General features: G+C 36.7%; 24 protein-coding genes. 2 read left to right on the forward strand and 22 right to left on the reverse strand.

From position 1 onward, the window contains the following. Nucleotides 1-12: 12 nt before the first annotated feature. The 11 genes from D0S48_RS10455 to D0S48_RS10500 form a co-directional block, all read right to left on the reverse strand. Nucleotides 13-1,683, reverse strand: a complete 1,671-nt coding sequence (locus D0S48_RS10455) for an alpha-glucuronidase family glycosyl hydrolase (protein WP_151111554.1) — start codon at nucleotides 1,681-1,683, stop codon at nucleotides 13-15. 94 nt (nucleotides 1,684-1,777) lie between these two features. After that, on the reverse strand, nucleotides 1,778-2,752 hold the full coding sequence (locus D0S48_RS10460) for a Gfo/Idh/MocA family protein (protein ID WP_151111557.1): 975 nt from the start codon (nucleotides 2,750-2,752) through the stop codon (nucleotides 1,778-1,780). After that, nucleotides 2,749-3,435: a hypothetical protein gene (locus D0S48_RS10465; protein WP_151111559.1), complete on the reverse strand. Its 687-nt coding sequence runs from the start codon at nucleotides 3,433-3,435 to the stop codon at nucleotides 2,749-2,751. Before D0S48_RS10465 ends, D0S48_RS10460 begins: the two co-directional genes overlap by 4 nt. 14 nt (nucleotides 3,436-3,449) lie before the next feature. Then, nucleotides 3,450-4,292, reverse strand: coding sequence for a sugar phosphate isomerase/epimerase family protein (locus tag D0S48_RS10470; protein WP_151111560.1), 843 nt, complete (start codon nucleotides 4,290-4,292; stop codon nucleotides 3,450-3,452). Between the two features lie 18 nt (nucleotides 4,293-4,310). Continuing rightward, a complete protein-coding gene (locus tag D0S48_RS10475) occupies nucleotides 4,311-5,285 on the reverse strand; it encodes an acetylxylan esterase (RefSeq protein ID WP_144538477.1) in 975 nt (324 codons plus the stop codon). A gap of 34 nt (nucleotides 5,286-5,319) precedes the next feature. Next, on the reverse strand, nucleotides 5,320-6,372 hold the full coding sequence (locus D0S48_RS10480) for a Gfo/Idh/MocA family protein (RefSeq protein WP_144538476.1): 1,053 nt from the start codon (nucleotides 6,370-6,372) through the stop codon (nucleotides 5,320-5,322). Between the two features lie 32 nt (nucleotides 6,373-6,404). Next, entirely contained in the window at nucleotides 6,405-6,602 is a 198-nt protein-coding gene (locus tag D0S48_RS21330) for a hypothetical protein (RefSeq protein ID WP_370455669.1), read from the reverse strand. Then, on the reverse strand, nucleotides 6,578-7,405 hold the full coding sequence (locus D0S48_RS10485; protein ID WP_370455670.1) for a zinc-dependent alcohol dehydrogenase: 828 nt from the start codon (nucleotides 7,403-7,405) through the stop codon (nucleotides 6,578-6,580). The genes D0S48_RS21330 and D0S48_RS10485 overlap by 25 nt, the downstream gene beginning before the upstream one ends. Nucleotides 7,406-7,447: 42 nt before the next feature. Continuing rightward, nucleotides 7,448-8,251 (reverse strand): carbohydrate ABC transporter permease, encoded by an 804-nt coding sequence (locus D0S48_RS10490; protein WP_144538474.1) that lies wholly within the window; start codon nucleotides 8,249-8,251, stop codon nucleotides 7,448-7,450. Nucleotides 8,252-8,268: 17 nt separating this feature from the next. Further along, nucleotides 8,269-9,165, reverse strand: a complete 897-nt coding sequence (locus tag D0S48_RS10495) for a carbohydrate ABC transporter permease (protein WP_151113792.1) — start codon at nucleotides 9,163-9,165, stop codon at nucleotides 8,269-8,271. 118 nt (nucleotides 9,166-9,283) lie between these two features. Then, the gene (locus D0S48_RS10500) at nucleotides 9,284-10,561 is read right to left on the reverse strand and encodes a sugar ABC transporter substrate-binding protein (RefSeq protein ID WP_151111564.1); all 1,278 of its coding nucleotides are present in this window, start codon (nucleotides 10,559-10,561) and stop codon (nucleotides 9,284-9,286) included. Between the two features lie 638 nt (nucleotides 10,562-11,199). Between D0S48_RS10500 and D0S48_RS21335 the strand changes: the two genes are divergently transcribed. Then, on the forward strand, nucleotides 11,200-11,862 hold the full coding sequence (locus D0S48_RS21335; protein ID WP_151111566.1) for a YesL family protein: 663 nt from the start codon (nucleotides 11,200-11,202) through the stop codon (nucleotides 11,860-11,862). A gap of 22 nt (nucleotides 11,863-11,884) precedes the next feature. On the opposite strand, the gene D0S48_RS10510 is transcribed toward D0S48_RS21335, so the two are convergent. The 11 genes from D0S48_RS10510 to D0S48_RS10555 all read right to left on the reverse strand — a co-directional run bounded on the left by D0S48_RS10510 (nucleotide 11,885) and on the right by D0S48_RS10555 (nucleotide 18,435). Beyond that, on the reverse strand, nucleotides 11,885-12,874 hold the full coding sequence (locus tag D0S48_RS10510; protein ID WP_225321603.1) for an ABC transporter substrate-binding protein: 990 nt from the start codon (nucleotides 12,872-12,874) through the stop codon (nucleotides 11,885-11,887). A gap of 6 nt (nucleotides 12,875-12,880) precedes the next feature. Further along, a complete protein-coding gene (locus D0S48_RS20955; protein ID WP_225321604.1) occupies nucleotides 12,881-13,114 on the reverse strand; it encodes a hypothetical protein in 234 nt (77 codons plus the stop codon). A gap of 508 nt (nucleotides 13,115-13,622) precedes the next feature. Beyond that, on the reverse strand, nucleotides 13,623-14,399 hold the full coding sequence (locus tag D0S48_RS10515; protein WP_151111568.1) for a sulfite exporter TauE/SafE family protein: 777 nt from the start codon (nucleotides 14,397-14,399) through the stop codon (nucleotides 13,623-13,625). A gap of 100 nt (nucleotides 14,400-14,499) precedes the next feature. After that, nucleotides 14,500-14,727 carry a sulfurtransferase TusA family protein gene (locus tag D0S48_RS10520; protein ID WP_151111570.1) on the reverse strand — a complete coding sequence of 76 codons (228 nt, stop codon included), beginning with the start codon at nucleotides 14,725-14,727 and terminating at the stop codon, nucleotides 14,500-14,502. Nucleotides 14,728-14,769: 42 nt separating this feature from the next. Further along, nucleotides 14,770-15,897 carry an MBL fold metallo-hydrolase gene (locus tag D0S48_RS10525; protein WP_144538468.1) on the reverse strand — a complete coding sequence of 376 codons (1,128 nt, stop codon included), beginning with the start codon at nucleotides 15,895-15,897 and terminating at the stop codon, nucleotides 14,770-14,772. 58 nt (nucleotides 15,898-15,955) lie between these two features. Then, nucleotides 15,956-16,351, reverse strand: coding sequence for a DsrE/DsrF/DrsH-like family protein (locus D0S48_RS10530; protein WP_144538467.1), 396 nt, complete (start codon nucleotides 16,349-16,351; stop codon nucleotides 15,956-15,958). A gap of 11 nt (nucleotides 16,352-16,362) precedes the next feature. After that, a complete protein-coding gene (locus D0S48_RS10535; protein ID WP_144538466.1) occupies nucleotides 16,363-16,926 on the reverse strand; it encodes a sulfurtransferase TusA family protein in 564 nt (187 codons plus the stop codon). A 51-nt stretch (nucleotides 16,927-16,977) separates the two neighbouring features. Then, entirely contained in the window at nucleotides 16,978-17,274 is a 297-nt protein-coding gene (locus D0S48_RS10540; protein ID WP_144538465.1) for a rhodanese-like domain-containing protein, read from the reverse strand. A 15-nt stretch (nucleotides 17,275-17,289) separates the two neighbouring features. Then, nucleotides 17,290-17,631 carry a rhodanese-like domain-containing protein gene (locus tag D0S48_RS10545; protein WP_144538464.1) on the reverse strand — a complete coding sequence of 114 codons (342 nt, stop codon included), beginning with the start codon at nucleotides 17,629-17,631 and terminating at the stop codon, nucleotides 17,290-17,292. Nucleotides 17,632-17,642: 11 nt separating this feature from the next. Continuing rightward, nucleotides 17,643-18,119: a DsrE/DsrF/DrsH-like family protein gene (locus D0S48_RS10550; RefSeq protein WP_144538463.1), complete on the reverse strand. Its 477-nt coding sequence runs from the start codon at nucleotides 18,117-18,119 to the stop codon at nucleotides 17,643-17,645. A 55-nt stretch (nucleotides 18,120-18,174) separates the two neighbouring features. Then, nucleotides 18,175-18,435 (reverse strand): metal-sensitive transcriptional regulator, encoded by a 261-nt coding sequence (locus D0S48_RS10555; RefSeq protein ID WP_144538462.1) that lies wholly within the window; start codon nucleotides 18,433-18,435, stop codon nucleotides 18,175-18,177. Nucleotides 18,436-18,728: 293 nt separating this feature from the next. Between D0S48_RS10555 and D0S48_RS10560 the strand changes: the two genes are divergently transcribed. Then, nucleotides 18,729-19,646 (forward strand): DMT family transporter, encoded by a 918-nt coding sequence (locus D0S48_RS10560; protein WP_144538461.1) that lies wholly within the window; start codon nucleotides 18,729-18,731, stop codon nucleotides 19,644-19,646. Nucleotides 19,647-19,667 lie beyond the last annotated feature (21 nt).

The raw sequence follows: 19,667 nt of genomic DNA on the forward strand, positions 1-19,667 counted from the left end.
TACCTCCATCTTTTATTTATCGAGCCATTCCTGTAGAGTTTTCTCTGCAATAGTTTTTACATAATAGAAGTAGAATTTGGACATTTCCTCAGAATTATATGATTGGTTATTATCCTTTGAATAAATAGATAGTAGTGTCTCTACCTCAGTAAAATCCCACTCGTCAAAAAACTGACCTATCTTTTGTAAATAGTTTAAAATCTCCTGAACCTCTACGATATTTGTAACCTTCTCGGGGTCTACTACTCTAGCCGGGAATAACGGAATGTTCCATTGAGTGTGAGGTGCAATGATTTCTTCTAACAATAGAAACGTCCGCTTGAACTTCTTCGGATCCTGATAGCTTTGGAAATATAAGTCTAACGCTCGTTCTAATTCCTCGCCCCAAGTAAGCTTCGTATATATATAATTATTGAAATGTTGGACCCACTTCCATGGATTTCTTTTGTCCATTTCCGAGGAATGTTCTTTCAAATGTGGTGGTACAATCAGATTTAACATTCCTGTTACGTTTTGCTGCTGATAATCCTTTAGGTCTTCATCAATTCTTCTTGCTAGGGGTGGGAATAACTCGCTTAGCATGAAATGGTCACTATAATATTCTAAAACGGTTAGATTTCTACCGTTCTGTATGACTTGTGCGTTCCAATCCTTTAATGCGTGGCTTGCTCTTTGCTGATTAATCTCTTGGGATTTTATACTATCGGCGTAATTTCTACCCCAGTACGCAAATAGAATATCAACTTCAGACGAGACATTAGTGTCATTTCCACGTTCTAGCATATTCCACGAAAGTCCAGCATTGTAGACTATATGCTCTACCTCTACTGACTGGCCACTACTCTTTAATGATTTATTTAAATTTTCAGTAAATAAAATATAGCTCGATATAAAGTCCAACCCATTCTTTTCTTCCAACCCCACATCCTCTGGCCACAAGGATATTCTAGAGATGACTTCATTCTCTTTACAAATGTCTACAATCTTATCAATGACTAGCTCCTGTATTGCTTGGTCTTTTGTGAAGAAAGAGAGGTTTTCTTGTCTACCACTTTCTATTTCTATCTCGTTTAATAAAAATTGCAGTGAATGACCGCCTAACGTTACCTTCACACCTCTTTTTTGTAACGTAGGAGCGACATAAACTTTTACTTTTTCCCATAAAAAGAAAGTAAAAAAATATTCATTATGACCATTTTTTACTCCCCAATCAATTAATGAGTTAATAAACATTGGATCATCAATCGTTTCAATAATATTTCCTCTTCTTTGAAAGAGAGGATCAAAAGTAATAAATTCTTCTTGTTGTTGAAGCTGCTCATCGTCTAAATGTTCTTCGTCCAAATTAGTCCAGCTATACCCTAGATACATTTCACAATACTTATAAACTCCATATAACACTGAACGTGGTTCCTCACCAATAATCCATATGTTGGTACCTTGTTTTACTATGGCATAGCCATCTGACTTTAAATTCAAGCTTTGTTTGATCCTAATAGATAAACCTTCATATTGTTTTCTAGTAACTAAAAAAATTTGCTTATCGTCTAGTAACGGATCCTCTTCCCAATTCCCAGTATATTGAACGGAGCTTTCCATACCAGCCTTTCTTAACAGTCTTCTAAGCTCTTCTATTGCAAATAGAATAGTTTCTTGCTTGTAAAAAAAAGTAATGACATTCATCTCTTCACAACCTTATGGCTTAATTTCTATTTGTCGGGCTATAGTAAAAGACACATGTTTTCTCTTGATAAACGGAGACACGTGCCTTTTTAATCTATAATTTAATTGGTTGTTTTAGTTTGCTGGATTCATATGCGGCCAAGGCAACCTCTAGTGATTTTAAGCCGTCATAGCCAGTAACCGATGGCTCTCTTCCCTCTTTTACACATCGAATAAAGTCCTGTATTAATCCAAAGTCCATGTCATTTCCATAAAAAACATGCTCAAGAGACTTTACTCCACTAATAAACATACGGAAATGCTCCTTAAAGGCATCTACCTTAACAATTTGTTTGGTACCAATAACTTCTATTGTTGCATCACCCCAAGCAGGATACTCAGAGAATCTTGACCAACTTGGATCATGAGAGGCTATTACTCCGTTTGCAAACTCTAACGTCAGTAAACCAGCATCATCTATTTCAATATGATGAAAATAAGAGTCAACTATAGCAGACACTTCCGTAATTTCCTCGTTCACATACCAACGCATAATATCCACCATATGTACAGTATGATCAAGTACTGCTCCCCCTCCAGCCTTTTCTTCCTCTATAAACCAGCCACCAGGGTTTTGTCCTCTGTTAGTCGTACGAAAAGCAATAATATCTCCTAACTCTCCCTTTTCAATCATCCCTTTTAAATGTTGAATCGGAGAACTAAATCTAACTGGGTACGCTATTTGCAGAATGACGCCTTGTTCTTGGCACACTTGTATCATTTCCTTTGCATCTTCTATGTTAGTGGCGATAGGCTTTTCACATAAAATATGTTTTTTTGCTTTTGCGGCACTTATCACCATCTCTTTATGGCGAATATTTTCACTACAAATGATAACTGCGTCCATCTCTAAGGAAAGAAATAATTCCTGATCCATATAATATTCTGTATCAAACAAAGCAGCTGCCTTTTGCCCTCTCTCCACCAAATCATCAAAAACAGCAACAATCTGCACATCTTTAATTTTTGTTAGTGCATCAGCATAACTGTTTGCATGCATATGAGCAAAACTCATCATACCTACCTTCATATAAGTGCACCCCCAGCTACAAAATTCTTATAATATCGCACTTTGTCCATAAGCACAGCATCTATCTTCTTAGCAGAGGAGACTAAATCGTTAGCAGAGTATTGTAGCGGGAGTAATTGCCCCCTCAAATTCTCACTATCAAATTCAACTATCTGTTTGATGCCACTCCATTCCAATTCAATACGATTAACATTAGCAAACGTAAATTCCACATGGGCCATGACTCCACTTTCAAAACGGATCATCAGAATAATATGCCTTATTACAGTCTCAAGCTTACTCTTTTTTATGTGTTTCTCTTTAGGTTCACCAAATAATAAGGACAGGACGTAAAGGTCATCTGCTATAAGCTGGGGGTTATTCCCTTTGGATATTCTTCGAAAACGAAACACACCGTTTGATGTAATACCTTTTTCTATAACTTCTTTTATCTTTTGATAAAATGGATGACACTCTAAGTCAAAATATACTTTAGCATTACTATCCTCATTCACATGCTTAAGTAAGTCTGACGGAATATAAAACTCATGTCCTCTTTTTTCTAGGGCTCTTAAATTTGACTCTGTCGCATCCATCACAAAAGAACTTTTTTTACTATTAATCATCACTTGTTGTTCAACAGAATGAAGTTTATCTGCCTGCGCTAATTCTATATTGTTAAAGCTACTCAAAATAACACTCATAATGTTTCACTCCTTCATTTCAACAGCTTTCTCAGACGGCGTACAGCTTCCTCGTTAGCCATTTTTACATCCTCAAAACCTTCATACTCGATTGAGAGCCAATCCTGGTAACCATATTTTTTTAACCCCTCTACTATATAGGCAAGATCAACTTTCCCATCTCCTGGGATAACTCCAATTAACTCTTTTCCTTCTGTAGAACGGAATCCTTTTACGCTTTCATGAATGGACTTTTCTCTAAAATCCTTAAAGTGAACATGAGCAATTTCTTGCTTAAGTCGATCAAATGCTTTCGTAGGCTCCTCATGGACTAATAAGAAGTTACCCGTATCAAAGGTTGACTTCACATACGGACTGTTGACTGCTCTAAGAATTTCATGAATTTGTAGACTTTTTCCTGCTAGTAAACCATGGTTCTCAACAGCTAAGACTATCTTTTCTTGTTCAGCTATTTTTGCACTTTCTTTTAAACCTTCAATTATCCAATCAAAACATTCTTCGTAGATAAGACCCTCTCTAATATCCCCGCAGAAAACACGAACAGTATTAGCATTCAATTCTTTGGCCACACGAATGCCCTCAATTACCTTCTCGACCTCAGCTTTCCGCTCAATCTTTTTTTGATGAACGAAATTATTCGTAATATCATAAGCTGAAACTTCTAGATTGTTTCGCTCTAAGTTCTCGACAATTTCCTTAATTTCTTCATCTTTATTTGCTGGGTTTTGCCAGTAAATATCTAACAGCTCTACCCCGTCCAAGGAGATCGTTTTTGCATACTCAATAAATTCTGTTACTCTCCAACTCTCTCGTTGGAGAGTAGAAGCTAAACTATACATACTTATACTGATTTTCATCATCTGACCCCCTATCTATCACTCCAACCAATTCTTTCTTACAAACTCTAGTTTCTTTTCTTCATGAAAGGGATTTACCTCATGTGCGTATTGAGGATAGATTTCAATTTCCTTATTTGATGTTCGTAAATGATTATAGGCTGCAAAGACAGTAGAGGGAGGGGTAACAGGATCCTCCAGTCCAATAGATATTAAGGTCGGGCAAATAATAGAATCACAAAAGTGGACACAATCTATATAGCCTAGTGTTTGCATTACTGATTCATAGGTTTCATATTGCGGATCTGTATACTTAAAATAATTCACAAACTCCAGATAAGGACCTGCTTGAGAAATCTCTATTGCTCGCTCAAAGTTTGCTAGGAATGGATAATCTGCAACAACTAGCTCTACCCCTTGATCCAATCCTGCAAGACCTAGAGCTAATCCTCCTCCTTGGGAACTTCCAAGAAGTCCAATCCTCGTTGGCTCAATTGGAGTTTCAGACGACCTTATCCAATTGAGCTGAAATAAAAGATCCTTATACACGTTCGTATAATAATAATTTTCAGGCTCATGAATACCATTCAACATCCAGCCCAGTGTCCTACCCCCATTGTTATATTTAGCATAGTCCGGAGAACTACCTTGTGCGCGGACATCAAATGCATAAACTGCAATGCCCATAGAAACCCACTTTACGTAATCCAAAGGTAATCCACGGCTACCTGTGTAACCATGAATACTCAGCATTACAGGACACTGATCTACTCCCTTTGGTTTTATGGCCCACCCTTTTAACGGTGTACCATCCCAGCTTACAAACAACAAATCCGCGACCTCCATTGTAGGAATCACATACTCCTTCCAATCGATTGAGACCTTCGGCTGCAAGCTATTTATTTGTTGCTGTTGTTCGACCCAAAATTCACCAAAATCTGACGGCTTGTGAATAAGCTTTGGTTGATATACTTTAAGTTGGTTTAATGGGAAATCTGCGATTTGTCTACCCATATTTTCAAGCCCTTTCTCTAATTGAACCAAATGCTCACAAATAAACTTCTTTACCAGTTTGAGCCGACTCATAGATAGCATTTAACATTTTCATTACTTCTACCCCGTCTTCAACAGGAGCAACAGGAGATTTGCCTTCCAAGCAACATTCTACAAAATGATTAATTTCATTTGTAAAGGATCCAGCGAAGTCAAAGCTTTTATTGTCAACCTGAGGAAGTATATTCAAAATCGTATCGTTCTGCTCTGTTACAATAACCAGCTCTGGTTCTATTTCAGCTCCACCTTTGTTTCCATACAATTTCACGCTCAGTTGATCCTCCTTTGCCTGAAGCGTAAAACTCACATCTACAGCTAAGGAAGCACCGTTTTCAAAACGAATCAATGCATTTGCTAAATCTTCTACATTATTTAAAGAGGAATCATAATCAGCAGCCTTGTAAAAGGAAAGATTCTTAATATTACTGCGGTTACCTAATTTCGAGTAGGTATTGCCGCTAACTGAAATCGGACGTGGTTTCCCCATCATATACCAGCATATATCAATCATATGAACACCCAAATCCATGAGAGCTCCTCCCCCGGATTTAGACTTATCACTAAACCAGCCACCTGGATTGCCTAACCTTCTTAAACAAGAAGCCTTTGCATAATAAATTTCTCCTAAATAATCTTGATCTATAAATTCTTTTAAGAGATTCGTGTTATCACCATGTCTTCTAACAAAGCCGACTAGTAAAACCTTTCCAGATTTTTCTGCTGCAGCTTCCACTGCTAAAGCCTCTTCTACCGTCATACATAATGGTTTCTCAACTAACACATGTTTTCCAGCTTCCATTGCTGCAATAGCTATTTCAGCGTGAGTATTATTCCATGTACAAATACTTACAGCATCCACATCTTTGTTGGCTAATAACTCTTTATAGTTAGAATACAAATGAGTGACCCCATATTGGTGTCCACACTCCGTAAGCCTTTGTTCATTTTGATCACATAATGCTATTAGTTCTACCTGCTTATGTAGGATATAAGGGGTAATATGAAATTGCGAAATAGACCCTCCACCAATTACACCAACCTTTAACATTAAAACTCTCCTCTCAACTTATAAAAATCTACCTATCGAAAACTAATAAGCTTCGTCAAAGTTTTCGATTTCTTATTAATCAAATCTTTATATGCAGCTGGCGCCTGATCTATGTTCACTTCTTCTGTTATAAATGAATCAATCTTAATACGCTTTTCTTTTACTAGTCTTAAATATTCCGCTACATTTCTTCCCTCTGTCCACCTTACATATCCATAAGGATAGTCCACCGCCTGCTTCTCATAGACAGGATCATATCTCCCTGGCCCCCTGCCCTGGATATAAGAATTTGAGCCTCTTTTCCAAACATTAATTCCCTAGGGAAATCCGGCTCGACATCTCCTACAATAACTATTTTTCCTTGACCGCGTATCCACTCTAAGCTTTGTCCTGTAAGTCTAGTTCTCTTGCCGCCTGTACAAAGCAGTACAGCATCTGCTCCTCTGTTGGCAGTGTGCTTTTTAATCTCTTCTTCCATCTCCTCTAGCTTAGAAAAGGAAGTAATTCCTGACTCTTCTGTTAACATAGCTCCTCGCTCTGCTTGTGTATCGAAAGCAATAACATCGTAAGCTGCAGCATGAGCAATCTTTGCAATCATTTGCCCTAACAATCCAAGACCAACAATCACTACTATTTCTCCAAAGGCTAATTTAGCTACTCGAAGTGCATGAATAGCGATTGCTCCAATTCCAGCTAGAGATGCTTCTTTTGGATCCATCCCCTGTGGCACTTTCGCACATAAGGTCATTGGCACACATAGATACTCGGAATGTCCTACGTAAGGTGCTCCATAGCAAGCGACTATATCTCCTCTTTGAAAGCCGGTTATACCATCACCGCATTCCTCCACAATACCAACTGCGCTATAGCCTAAGGAAATCTCTCTTTCATTGCTTGCTGTTATTAAGCTTAGCTCCGTTCCTGGAGAAATCGCACTGTACAACGTTTTAATCAAAAGAAAGGAAGGCATAATATCCATTTTGGGTCTGTCCTCTATAAAAACCTTTTGATCTTTAGCAATAACTGACTTCACTTCACTCACTCCTTACTTCAAAACCTATTCAGTTAGGCTTCATTATTTCAAACCTGACATTTGTATTCCTTCTGTGAAATATCGTTGGAAAAACAGGAAAATAAGAAAGGTTGGTATAAAGGAAACTGCTGAACCAGCCATTTCTATTCCAAAGTTACCTTCCTTCCCTAGCATGGACGCCAATCCTAGTGTTACTGGGAACATTTTTTCCTGCGTTAAATAAATTAGTGGTTGAAATAAATCGTTCCAGTTTGATATAAAGGCAAATGTTCCTACAGTAGCTACTACTGGAATAGAAAGTGGCAAAATAACTTTAAAGAATATTTGTAAATCATTTGCTCCGTCTATATAGGCAGCCTCTTCTAAATCATTTGGTATTCCCTGTAAAAACTGTCTTACTAGGAATACTCCCATGATTCCCCAAAGCTCAGGAACAATGAGTGCCCAATAGGTGTTGATCCATCCAAAATCAGAGAACATAATATATTTTGGAATGATTAGCAATTGCTGAGGAATCATAATAACCCCCATAAATACCCAAAATATAAATTCTCTCCCGAAGAATTTTTTCTTCGCAAAAATATATCCTAAAATTGCACAGAAAATCATTTGACTAGCTACCGGGATAACTGTGATAACTATGGAGTTGAAAATCCATCTGACAAATAGACCGTCTCTCATAATATATAAATAGTTTTTTAGAGTTGGTTCATCTGGTATCCAAAAAAGTGGATCTAGTTGGGCATACTCTACATTTTTAAAGGAGCCTAAAATCATAATGATAAAGGGCATGAGAAAACAAAACCCTAACAATAACAAAGCAATGTAGGAAATAACCTTTTTCATAGTTTTTCATCCCCCTTCTAATAGAGATTAGATTCTTTCCCTAAGAACCTTCTTTGTAAAAGAGAGATCATTAGGATGATGAAGAATAACACATAGGAAAGTACTGCTGCATAGCTTAAATTTAAGCTAGTAAAGCCTTGATTGTATAAGTAATAAACAATCGTCGTCGTTGCATAATTTGGACCGCCACCTGTTAATAGGTAGGCAGAGTCAAAGATTTGGAAAGAGCCAATGGTTGTCGTAATGGCAACATAAAAGTGTATAGGCTTCAATAAAGGAAAAGTTACCTTCCAAAAGATTTTAGTAGTGGATGCCCCATCCATTTTGGCAGCTTCATATAAACCCTTATCTATTGATTGAAGTCCTGCAAAATAATAAATCATTGTGCTGCCTGCTACTTTAAAAACGCTTAGTGCTGCTAACACTGGTAAAGCCTGGCTAGAATCAGATAAAAATAATTGAGGCTCAATGCCTATTAAGCCTATTAGATAGTTAATCATCCCTTCTTCTGTTCCTCTAAATAACCAACCCCATATACCGGCAATAATTACAAAAGAGGTAACAACCGGCAAGAAAAATATCCCTTTAAAGAATCCAGCCATCTTTACTCCTGAATTAATAATTAAAGCAAGTATCAGTCCTACAGCCATTGTTGGTACTATATAATATACGGAGAATTTTACTGTGTTCCATATGGCTTTCCATGCGAGCTTATCGCTTAAAAAATATTCCCAATGTTTAAGACCTACAAATTCTGGATCTCCAATTACCTTCCAATCCATAAAAGTCAAATAGAAGCTCAAAAGGAATGGATACACTTGGAAAATAGCAAAATGTATTAATATGGGGATAAGAAAAATATAGACGATCGCATTACGATCCCACTGTCTTTTTAATCTTGCCCGAAGAGTCATCCCGCTTTTCTTGGACACTAAAGGCTTACCTAATGTATTTACCAGTGTAAACACCCTTTCTTATGTAAATTAATCAATAGAGAGCTTGATCTGTTTTAGATCAAACTCTCTATTAGATTTATTTTACTTTTCCTTTAATCGCTTCAGCTGCTGCATCCGCTGCCTCTTTTGGAGTTTTCTTGCCTTCCATCATTGTTTGAAGCTCCGCTTGGATTAACGGCATGATGTTACGTCCTTCTGGATGTATAACCCCCGGCATTGCAAACTCAGTATAAGTTGCTAGCTGAGCTAGATACTTCTGCTCTCCAAAGATATCCTTTGCAGATTCACGTGTTGGAATGTACTGAGTAACCTGATTAAATTTACGTTGGTTTTCTGCACTCGTCATAATTTTTACAAATTCAGCTGCCGCATCTGGATTTTCTGAGTTAATAGGTACTACGAACATACCAGTAGTTCCATAAGTAACTTGTTTTTTGTTCTTTAATGGAGGTGCAATAACAAATTCAAATGTATCTTTACTTAACATACGGCTAATTGATGCCCCAGATCCTTGAACAGAAAGCATTTTACTGCTATCCCATAAAGCGTCGTGCTCTAATGCAGTAATAGAATCCTTTGGAATCCACTCATTTTTATACATTTTGTTGATAAATTCGAAGGCTTCTACTCCAGCATCGCTGTTAATCATTACTTCATTGTCAGCTGTAAGCACTTCTCCACCTGCTTGCCATAGATATGGATACAACGTTCCATTCATCGAACCACCGCCTTGGAAGCTAGATGCATAATATCCTTTTTCTTTTGCTTTTTCAGCCCATTTTTCAAATTCTGCCCAAGTTGCTGGAAGCTTTGATGGGTCTTCTCCAATTTCTTTAATTATGTCCACGTTATATAGGAATGTATATGCTTCCTGAAGAATTGGTAATCCATATACCTTATCCTTCCAAGTAGTTGAAACTAATGCACTCTCCACAAAATCTTCCATGTCATTATCTTTTAAATATGGATTAAGATCCAATAACATCCCCGCTTCGGCATATTGCGGCATTTGGTCAGGAATAGCATAGAATACATCTGGCCCATTATTAGCTGCTAAAGCAGTCAGCACTTTTTGGTCACGATTCGCCCAAGGTATTTGTTCAAAGTTCACTTTCACTCCAGTAGTTTCTTCATAAGAACTAATTATTTCCTTCCACATCTTACCTTCTACTTCCTGGTCACCTGTAAAAGGGTGTGCCCAAACTGTTATTTCCCCTGAGAAACCATCTTCTTTATTTCCTGCTTCTCCGGAAGTTTCTATCTTTTCACCCGCATCCGAAGCATCTTCCTCACTACAAGCTACCATTAGAGCACTAAATATTAATAACAATAAAAAGAACCACAGCTTTTTCATTTCATTTACCCCTTCCCATTTATAACGATTTTCTCTTAGAGCGGACAACTAGCTATTTTTAAAAGACTACCTCCCTTCAAATAAGCTAATCCTTTTAATAAGAAAAGTAGCCAGTGCCTATGTCTCTAGCAAATGGAGCTAATCACTTAACTAGAAAAATACTCAATAAAAAGTTCTACTTCTTATTCCGTAAAATAGTAAGCGCTGTCATAGCAAAATTATTAATTTTTTTAAATATTTACTTTTTACTCACCTTTGAATATACTGAAATTACTAAATTATTAATTAACTTTTAATTAATCTTATATGATTAGTAATAAAGAGACAATGTCTATAAATAGTCTTTAATTGATAAAATGTTTTATTTAGTAAAATTAAATCAATTTCATAATTCCTATTTTTTTAAAAAACACGAACAATCGAACTATGATATAAGCCTTTTGCGATGGCTTATCTGTTTCACTCATCCAGCAGTCGCCGCACCTGTCGCTACAATCAATAAATTAGGAATCTTCGTGTTTAATTGGTAAAGAACTATTTACGAAATTAACTCAATTTAATATTAAACTTTTAAATTTGAGAATTGAAAGGCGTGATATATTCTGAATTGGGATAGCTTTAATAACATCGCCTATAGGATGTTTTCACTGATCTATTTAAATTTTTTATGGATTTTTTTTAGCATTGTAGGGTTAGGGGCTTTTGGTTTATTTCCTTCTACTATCGCTTTGTTTAGTACTATTAGAAAACTGCTAAACAAAGAGAACTATGAATCGATTAAAATTTTCTCTACGTATTGGAGATTTTTTAAAAAGGATTTCTGGAAGGCAAATGGCTACGCCTTAATTTTTGTTCTCGTGGGTTATTTTCTAGTTTTTGACTTTCAATTTATTCTGTTAAATGATGGTCAATTTACTTTTTTAATACCAATTCTATTTTTTATTCTTCTCTCTAGTATTCTTATTTTATCGTTTTTCTTTCCTGTTTATGTTCATTTTGACTTAAAGTACATTGAGTACATAAAGCAATCTTTACTCATAGCTATTACCTCTCCATTAGAGCTTTTAGGCATTTTAGCAAGCACAGTTGCTATGTATTTTTTTCTTACATTTTTGCCTGGGGCAATCCCGCTTTTCTCTGGAAGCCTACTTGCCTACGTCATAACCTTGTTGAGCTTTAGAGCCTTCAGAAGGATCGAGAAAAGACAAGAAAAGAACAGAAGCGCAGATTCTATCTCTTTGAATGATAGTACTAAGTTTGAGGAAGTCCCTTCTCTAACTAAAGAGAGCTCAATCTATTAATAAGATTAAGCTCTCTTTTTCTTTATTTTAATTTTTCTTCAATTGCCTTGGCTGCTGCATCTGCAGCTTCTTTAGGAGTTTTCTTGCCTTCTAACATTGTTTGTAGTTCCGCTTGTATTAAAGGCATAATGTTACGCCCTTCCGGATGAATGACCCCTGACTGTGTAAATTGAGTGTAAGAGGCCAATTGTGCTAAATATTTTTGATCATCGTAAATATCCTTTGCCGATTCTCTAGTAGGAATGAATTGGGTTTCTCTATTAAACTTCCTTTGATTTTCTGCATTGGTGATTACCTTTATAAACTCTGCAGCGGCATCTTTATTATCTGAATTAACTGGCACAACAAACATTCCAGTAGTACCATAAGTAGCCTGTTTTTTATTTTTTAATGGCGGTGCTATCACAAACTCAAACGTCTCTTTTTCTAGCATTCTACTAACTGATTTCCCTGCCCCTTGAATAGACAGCAGCTTTCCGCTATCCCATAATGCATCATGATCTAAAGCAGTAATAGAGTCCTTTGGAATCCAGCCGTTGTTATAAATTTTATTGATAAATTCAAATGCCTCTACTCCGCTTTCGTTATTAATCAACACTTTGTTATCTTCTGTAAGAATTTCACCGCCTGCTTGCCATAGATAAGGGTAAAGTGTCCCATTCATTGAACCTCCGCCTTGAAAGCTAGAGGCATAATAACCTTTTTCTTTAGCTTTAGCAGCCCATTTTTCAAACTCTTCCCAAGTGGTAGGAAGCTTTGAAGGGTCTTCTCCAATCGCTTTCACTACATCCACATTGTACATAAAGGTCTCGACAGATTGAAGAATTGGTACACCGTACATTTTCCCCTTCCATTTAGTAGGGATTAAAGAGCTTTCTACAAAATCGTCCATATCATTGTCTTCCAAATAAGGGCTTAGATCTACGAGCATCCCTGCTTCTGCATATTGAGGCATCTGATCGGGAATGGCGTAAAACACATCGGGTCCATTATTGGCAGCAAGAGCAGTCAAAATTTTTTAATCGCGATTAGCCCAAGGGATTTGTTCAAAATTAACTTTCACACCGGAAGTCTCCTCATATGAAGCAATTAACTCTTTCCACATTTCTCCTTCTTTTTCTTGATTGTCAGTGTATGGATGAGCCCAAACGGTTATTTCCCCTTTGTCATTAGAACCAGACGTTTCAGACTCATCACTACAAGCAACTAGTAATAAAGTACAGAATAGAAACAAAGAAAATAACTTTTTCATTTCACTTTCCCTCCTAACTATTTGTATTCAGATTACATTTCTTTATTTTCATAAAAACCAATCTTCTCAAATTCCTCCTTTCATTTTCATCCGACTGTTCTCAAGGATAGTAAGCAATAATACAATTTACACTAAGGGATATATTAACAAAAATTACAAATTCTAAATCAAATAGTGATCTAATAGTATATGATTGACTAGAAAGAAACAATGTCTAGAAATGGTCTGTAATTCCCCCATATTAAATAAAACGACATTATTGTGAATGAATTCAGAGCGTGACAAAATAACCCAAGAGTTTCACATCCCAGGTATCAATGGCCTTTTCCGAGTGTAACACTCGCGCTTAAACAAATCTTTATCATCTGTCTCTGCATGGAGGGAGAAGGGTGTAACCATGCACGTAGAAAGCGTAGTGCCTAACGAAAAAAGACTATAGACAGTTTCAAATTTCTTTGAATTTGCCTATAGTTTGCAACATCATTAATAATGATACTTCTTTATAATCCTATAAAATATCCAACCAAATTTTAATGGCAGTTCCTAAAATGAGTAATGCAAGTATGAACTGTAGAACTTTCGTATTCATTCTTTTGCCTGCTTTGGCTCCAAGTGGTGCTGCTATTAAACTAGCTACAATCATAATAACTGCAGGATAATATTCAACCTGTCCCGTTGATACTTTACCTATTGTCGCACCAATAGAAGATATAAAAGTAATTGCTAAGCTTGTAGCAATTGTCATTCGTGTTGGTATTTTTAATACTACTAGCATAATTGGCACTAACAGAAATCCACCTGCTGCCCCTACAATTCCCGATCCAATTCCTACTATAAAAGCTAAAATAGCTGCTAAAAACTTGTTAAAGGTGACTTCATTTAAAGGCTTATCATCCACCTGTTTTTTTGGTACAAACATCATGACTGCCGCTATTAACGCTAAAATGCCATACACAATGTTAACTGTCTCCTCGGTTAATCCCTTTGAACCGAAGCTACCTACAAAACTACCTATTAAAATAGCTCCACCCATATAAATAATAAGTGACTTATTTAAATATCCACCTTTACGGTAAGCCCATACACCCGCTATAGAGGCAAAGAGCACCTGTACTGCGCTAATCCCTGATACCTCATGTGATGTAAATGCTGTAAATCCGAACATGACTGGTATATATAATAGCATCGGGTATTTAATGATTGATCCCCCAATGCCTAGCATACCAGACACATATGAACCGACAAATCCTATAAGAAAAATTGTAATGATCCAAGGTATATCCATATTTATTCCTCCTTTTAAGAAAAGACAGACAAACTTTGAAAACAGCTTTTGTTTCCTTATTTATGAAAAAAGGGGACCACTCTAGGGTCCCCCTATCCACTTATGCTTTTTGAATCCAAAACTTTAGAACTCCAGCTTCCTCTAATTGCTCTAAAATAGTGTGACCTCCAGATGAAGCCCAGGCAGGAATATCTGCCAAAGCTCCTTTATCGGTTACATGTACTTCTAATATTTCACTGGACTCAATTGTATCCATTGCCTTTTTAGTACGAACGATCGGCATTGGACAAGCTAAACCTTTTGCATCTAATACTTTTGTTGAATTCATTTTTCATTTCTCCTTTTAGTAAATAGTTTTTTTTTAGACTAATTAGCGTACAGCACAACGGTTTGGACCTATTTCCATTTCTGTTTGTTCTTCTGAGGTCGGCGTTATTTTCCCCATATTGACTTGACGGATTTCTTGATAGGCATTAGGTTGTGGAGGAAGATTATCAGTAACAATGCTACGGAATTTATTTTCATCCTCAATATTTAAACCATGGTTTTCTAAAAACAAATCTCCTAATCTTTTCGCAACAGTTCCATCTACATTTAATTCATCAATTATCATGAAGTGAGCAGGTAGAACGATTAAATCATCTGAAAGCTCGCGATAGCGTGTATACAATGTTTCTCTTAAATCTCCAACCCAGTCTTCTGCCAGACCAGCTAAATCTGGGCGTCCTATGGAATCAATAAATAAGATATCACCTGTTAATAAAAACTTGTTATCTACAATAAAAGAAGTAGATCCTATTGTATGCCCTGGTGAATAAATTGCTTGGATAGCAATAGTTGTATGACCAATTTCCACTTTTTCACCATCTACTAACGGTGTGTAGTCAAATACGACTTCTACTGCGTCCTTTGGTGGCAAGTAATAAGTAGCACCTGTCTGCGCAGCAATTTGACGGCCACCAGAAATATGGTCTGCATGTAAATGCGTATCAAAAATATGTGTAATCTTTGCTTTTTTACTTGCTGCGAAATTGATAAATACATCAGCCATGCGAGTAGCATCTATAATTGCCGCTTCCCCATTAGAGATAACCATATAAGATAAGCAGCCTTTTCCTAAACGAACAAATTGGTAAAGTTCGCCTCCATCCTGTAGGTCACTCACTTTAATTGGCTCGAGGTATTCACTCCATGCCTTCATCCCACCTTGTAGATAAGCAGCGTCACGTCCTGCATCTGAAAGCATTTCTGCTACCATAATGGACGACCCTTCCTTCGCACAAACGACTAAAATCTCTTTGTCATCAGGTATCTGAGGTAGAATTTCTTCTACACCATCCAGTAATTCAAAATAAGGTATATTTAAGTATTTAAATTTATGTCCTTCTATTTTCCAATCAGCAAATGCATCCGTGTTACGTACATCTAAAATGAATAGATTTTCATTATTAATTACTTTTTTTGCAATTATATCTGCTGTCCATTTAGTTACTGTCATGTCCAAATTACCCCCATAGGTATTATTTTCGTTAAAAATTTTTAAGCATTTTGTACGGTTAGAAAGTCAATGTCGGAGACGCGTCTTTTGCAAATTCTAGAAACGTCACTGCTCCTCCCACTTCGATACCATTAACAAAATCCTCCTTTGTTAATCCCATTACATCCATAGTCATTTGACAAGCAATAAATTTAACCCCTAATTCCTGCGACATTTCCACCAGTTGAGGAATATTAGGTATATTCGCGTTTTTAAACCCTTCCGCTAGGCTCTCTCTGCCTTCAGGCATTGGTAATGCCTGCATTCCTTGTTTATGGATTAAATTCAACCCTTCGAACGTAAAAAATATTGCTACCTCTTTTTCTGTTGCTGCTGCAGCTGTTGCTATATTGAACACTTTATATGCATCAAAAAGTCCACCATTACTTGCTATGATTGCTACTTTGTTTGTCATCATTTTTCCTCCTAAATTGTTTTTTTAACGCTTCCGCTCCACTCTGTCATACCTGGTATGACATTCCAAACTTTTGCAAATCCATTTTGCACTAGTGTTTGTGCTGCAAGATCGCTTCGCTTGCCTGTTCTACATATCACATAAACCGGCAAGTCTTTATCAAGTTCATCCATTCTTTCTTCTAACTCGCCCATTGGAATAGACTTAGCTCCATCTATGTGTCCAAAAGCAAACTCAGCAGTCTCGCGAACATCTAAAATTGTTCCTCCATCTGCCACTTTTGCTATTAGTTCATCCAAGGCAATGATTTCTTGATGCTGATTTTCTTCCATAGCCTCATTTGAACATTTACGAATGTAATGCTTTAGTACATCCCCATCTTCAATTGTTCCAATGTATTGATGCCCCACTGTTTTAGACCACGCGGCAAGATCTGCCTTAGAGCCCTTGTCCGTAGCTGAAACTTCTAAAATTTGACCATCTTCTAAACCAGCCATGACCTTTTTTGTCTTTACTATAGGCATTGGACAAGCCAAACCTTTTGCATCTAATTGAACATCTGCTTTTAAACTCATTTATACTCTCCTCCATACCTAATAGGGTATTATATTTTAGAAAAAATTTTTTTAGTTTATTTCACCTTCCCAAGCTAACATTCCACCAGTCATATTTGTAACATCATAGCCTTGGCTATCTAAAAACTGTGTGGCACGTCCACTTCTACCTCCAGATCGGCATACAATAACGTAGGAATCTTTTTTCGAGAGCTCATTCATACGAAATTCTAACAGACCTAGTGGGATGTGAATAATCCCTGGTATTGCTCCTTGCTCCACTTCATCTACTTCTCGCACGTCAATTAAATTTACTTTCTCACCCTTTACTAGTTTTTGTTCTAATTCTTTTGCTGTTATCTCTTTCATTTAAACTTCCTCCTCTTATCTCCATGCACTCATGCCACCACGGACATTTGTGACACGATCATAGCCTATTTTTTTTAATTGTTTACACGCATTACTACTACGCATACCACTTTGACAAATCACTACAATCTCTTTATCTTTCGGTAGCTCATCCAATTTAGATCCCAATGGGATATTTTTAAACTGTCGAATGTTTCTCCCTTTATATTCAGCCGGAGTCCTCACATCTATGAAGAATTTATCTTTGTCATTTAATATATTTTTCAGCTCTGTAGTAGTAATATTTTTAATACCCTTTGCAGGCAACATCTTCCATGCAAAAAATACTACTACCAATGCAACAAATATCCATTCCATTTGTCTCTCTCCTATATAAATAGATTTACAGTGCCATCTTCAGCGTCAGCCAAGTACGCTGCTACTCCCGCATACTGAACACCATCGAGTAATTCTTCTTGTTGTAATCCCAGCAAATCCATCGTCATAGTACAAGAAACTAATTTTATATCTTGCTCCTGTGCCATCTCTATTAACTGAGTTAAAGAAAGTGCATTATGCTTTTTCATGACATGCTTAATCATTTTAGGTCCCATACCAGCCATCTGCATTTTAGATAGTCCAAGCTGCTCTGCTCCCCTCGGCATCATTTTGCCAAACATTTTTTCTAAAAATCCTTTTTTAACCTCAATATGCTGTTGTTTACGTAGCGCATTTATTCCCCAAAATGTGTGAAATATTGTAACCTCATGATCGTAAGCTGCTGCACCGTTTGCAATAATGTATGCTGCCATCGCCTTATCATAATCACCACTGAATAAAACTATCGTAGTTCTTTTCTTTTCCATCTCAATCTCCTTCATACCTGACGGGGTATTATTTTATTTAAATAAAAAAGCCGGACTATCGGCTCTTTACAACCAAATTCATTGCCTCTTGAATAACAGAATTCATTTTATCTTTATTTCCTTCTGCTTCTTGCACACATTCTAAAAGATTGTTACTAACAATTACACCAATTGTACGATCTGCTGCAGAGCGAACTGCTGAAAGCTGGGTAACGACTTCCTTGCAGTCCTTGCCCTCCTCCATCATCCGTAAAATTCCACGAAGCTGGCCTTCCATTCGTTTAATACGATTAATAGTTTTTGCATCGTATGCCAACAAGCACACCTCCTTCTGAAAATTTGATGAATGTTATAACCGTTATATTATACCCCTATAGGTATTTTGTCAACACCAATATAAAAAAGTAATTTTGTCCCTTAGTGATAATTTCCCTTATATATCTGCAAAAAGGTATGTGTACTAAACACTAGTTGATAAATTAATTATTTATTTTTAATCAAAAAAAGATGGATTGTTTAATTTACATATATGTTGTAAGATTCACTAGTTATATTAAAATATTTTTACTTACTTTAACACACTTAATCTAAAGGTAAGGTGAACTATAGATGAATACGAAAGCTTTTTTACTGGCGATTTTGACTGTAGCAATTTGGGGATCTTCTTTTGCAGCAATTAGCGCCAGCTTAAACGGAGGTTATCCTCCCGGTCATTTGGCATTATTCCGTTTTTTGATTGCCTCGCTTATATTTTTACTCATTGCACTCTGGCCAGGAAGTAAATTTAAACTACCCGAAAAACAGGATGGGTGGAAAATAATAATCTTAGGCTGGATTGGTATTAGTTTGTATCATATATGCGTCACTTTTGGACAGATGACTATTTCTGCAGGGACTGCAGGCATGTTAATTGGTTCTGCACCAATCGTTACCACTGTGATGGCTGTAATTATTTTAAAGGAACGTTTAGGTAAGGTAGGATGGGTTGGTTTAGCTTTCGGCTTTATCGGAATTATTCTTATTGCTTTTGGAACTGGGGATTCTTCCTTTGATATCTCTCCAGGAGTATTCCTAGTTTTAATAGCAGCTATTGCAACTTCTATTTTTTTCGTTTACCAAAAGCCTTTATTTAAAAAGTATAGCGCTATTGAACTTACTGCTTATTTTACATGGACAGGTACTTTGCCTTTTCTATTTTTTGCTCCAGGACTGTTTGATACACTCCAAAGTGCAACAAATGAAGCTAATTTATCGGCTATTTATATTGGAATATTCCCTACCGCACTTGCCTACCTCACATGGGCAATAGCTTTATCTCAAAGTAATGCAAGCTCTGTTTCAAATACATTATACGCTGAGCCGGTTGTAGCTATAGTCATCACTTGGATTTGGCTTCACGAGCTTCCATCTCCTCTCTCTATTGTTGGAGGAGTAATTGCTATTAGCAGCTTGTTGTTCGTCAACCTTTATGGAAAAAAACAACGGCTATCCCTACAACAAAAAAAGTTGGTCAAGTCTCATACATGATTGGCAAGTGAGTAGGTAGTT

The organism is Psychrobacillus sp. AK 1817 (assembly GCF_008807035.1).
In the GTDB taxonomy this organism is placed as follows: domain Bacteria; phylum Bacillota; class Bacilli; order Bacillales_A; family Planococcaceae; genus Psychrobacillus; species Psychrobacillus faecigallinarum.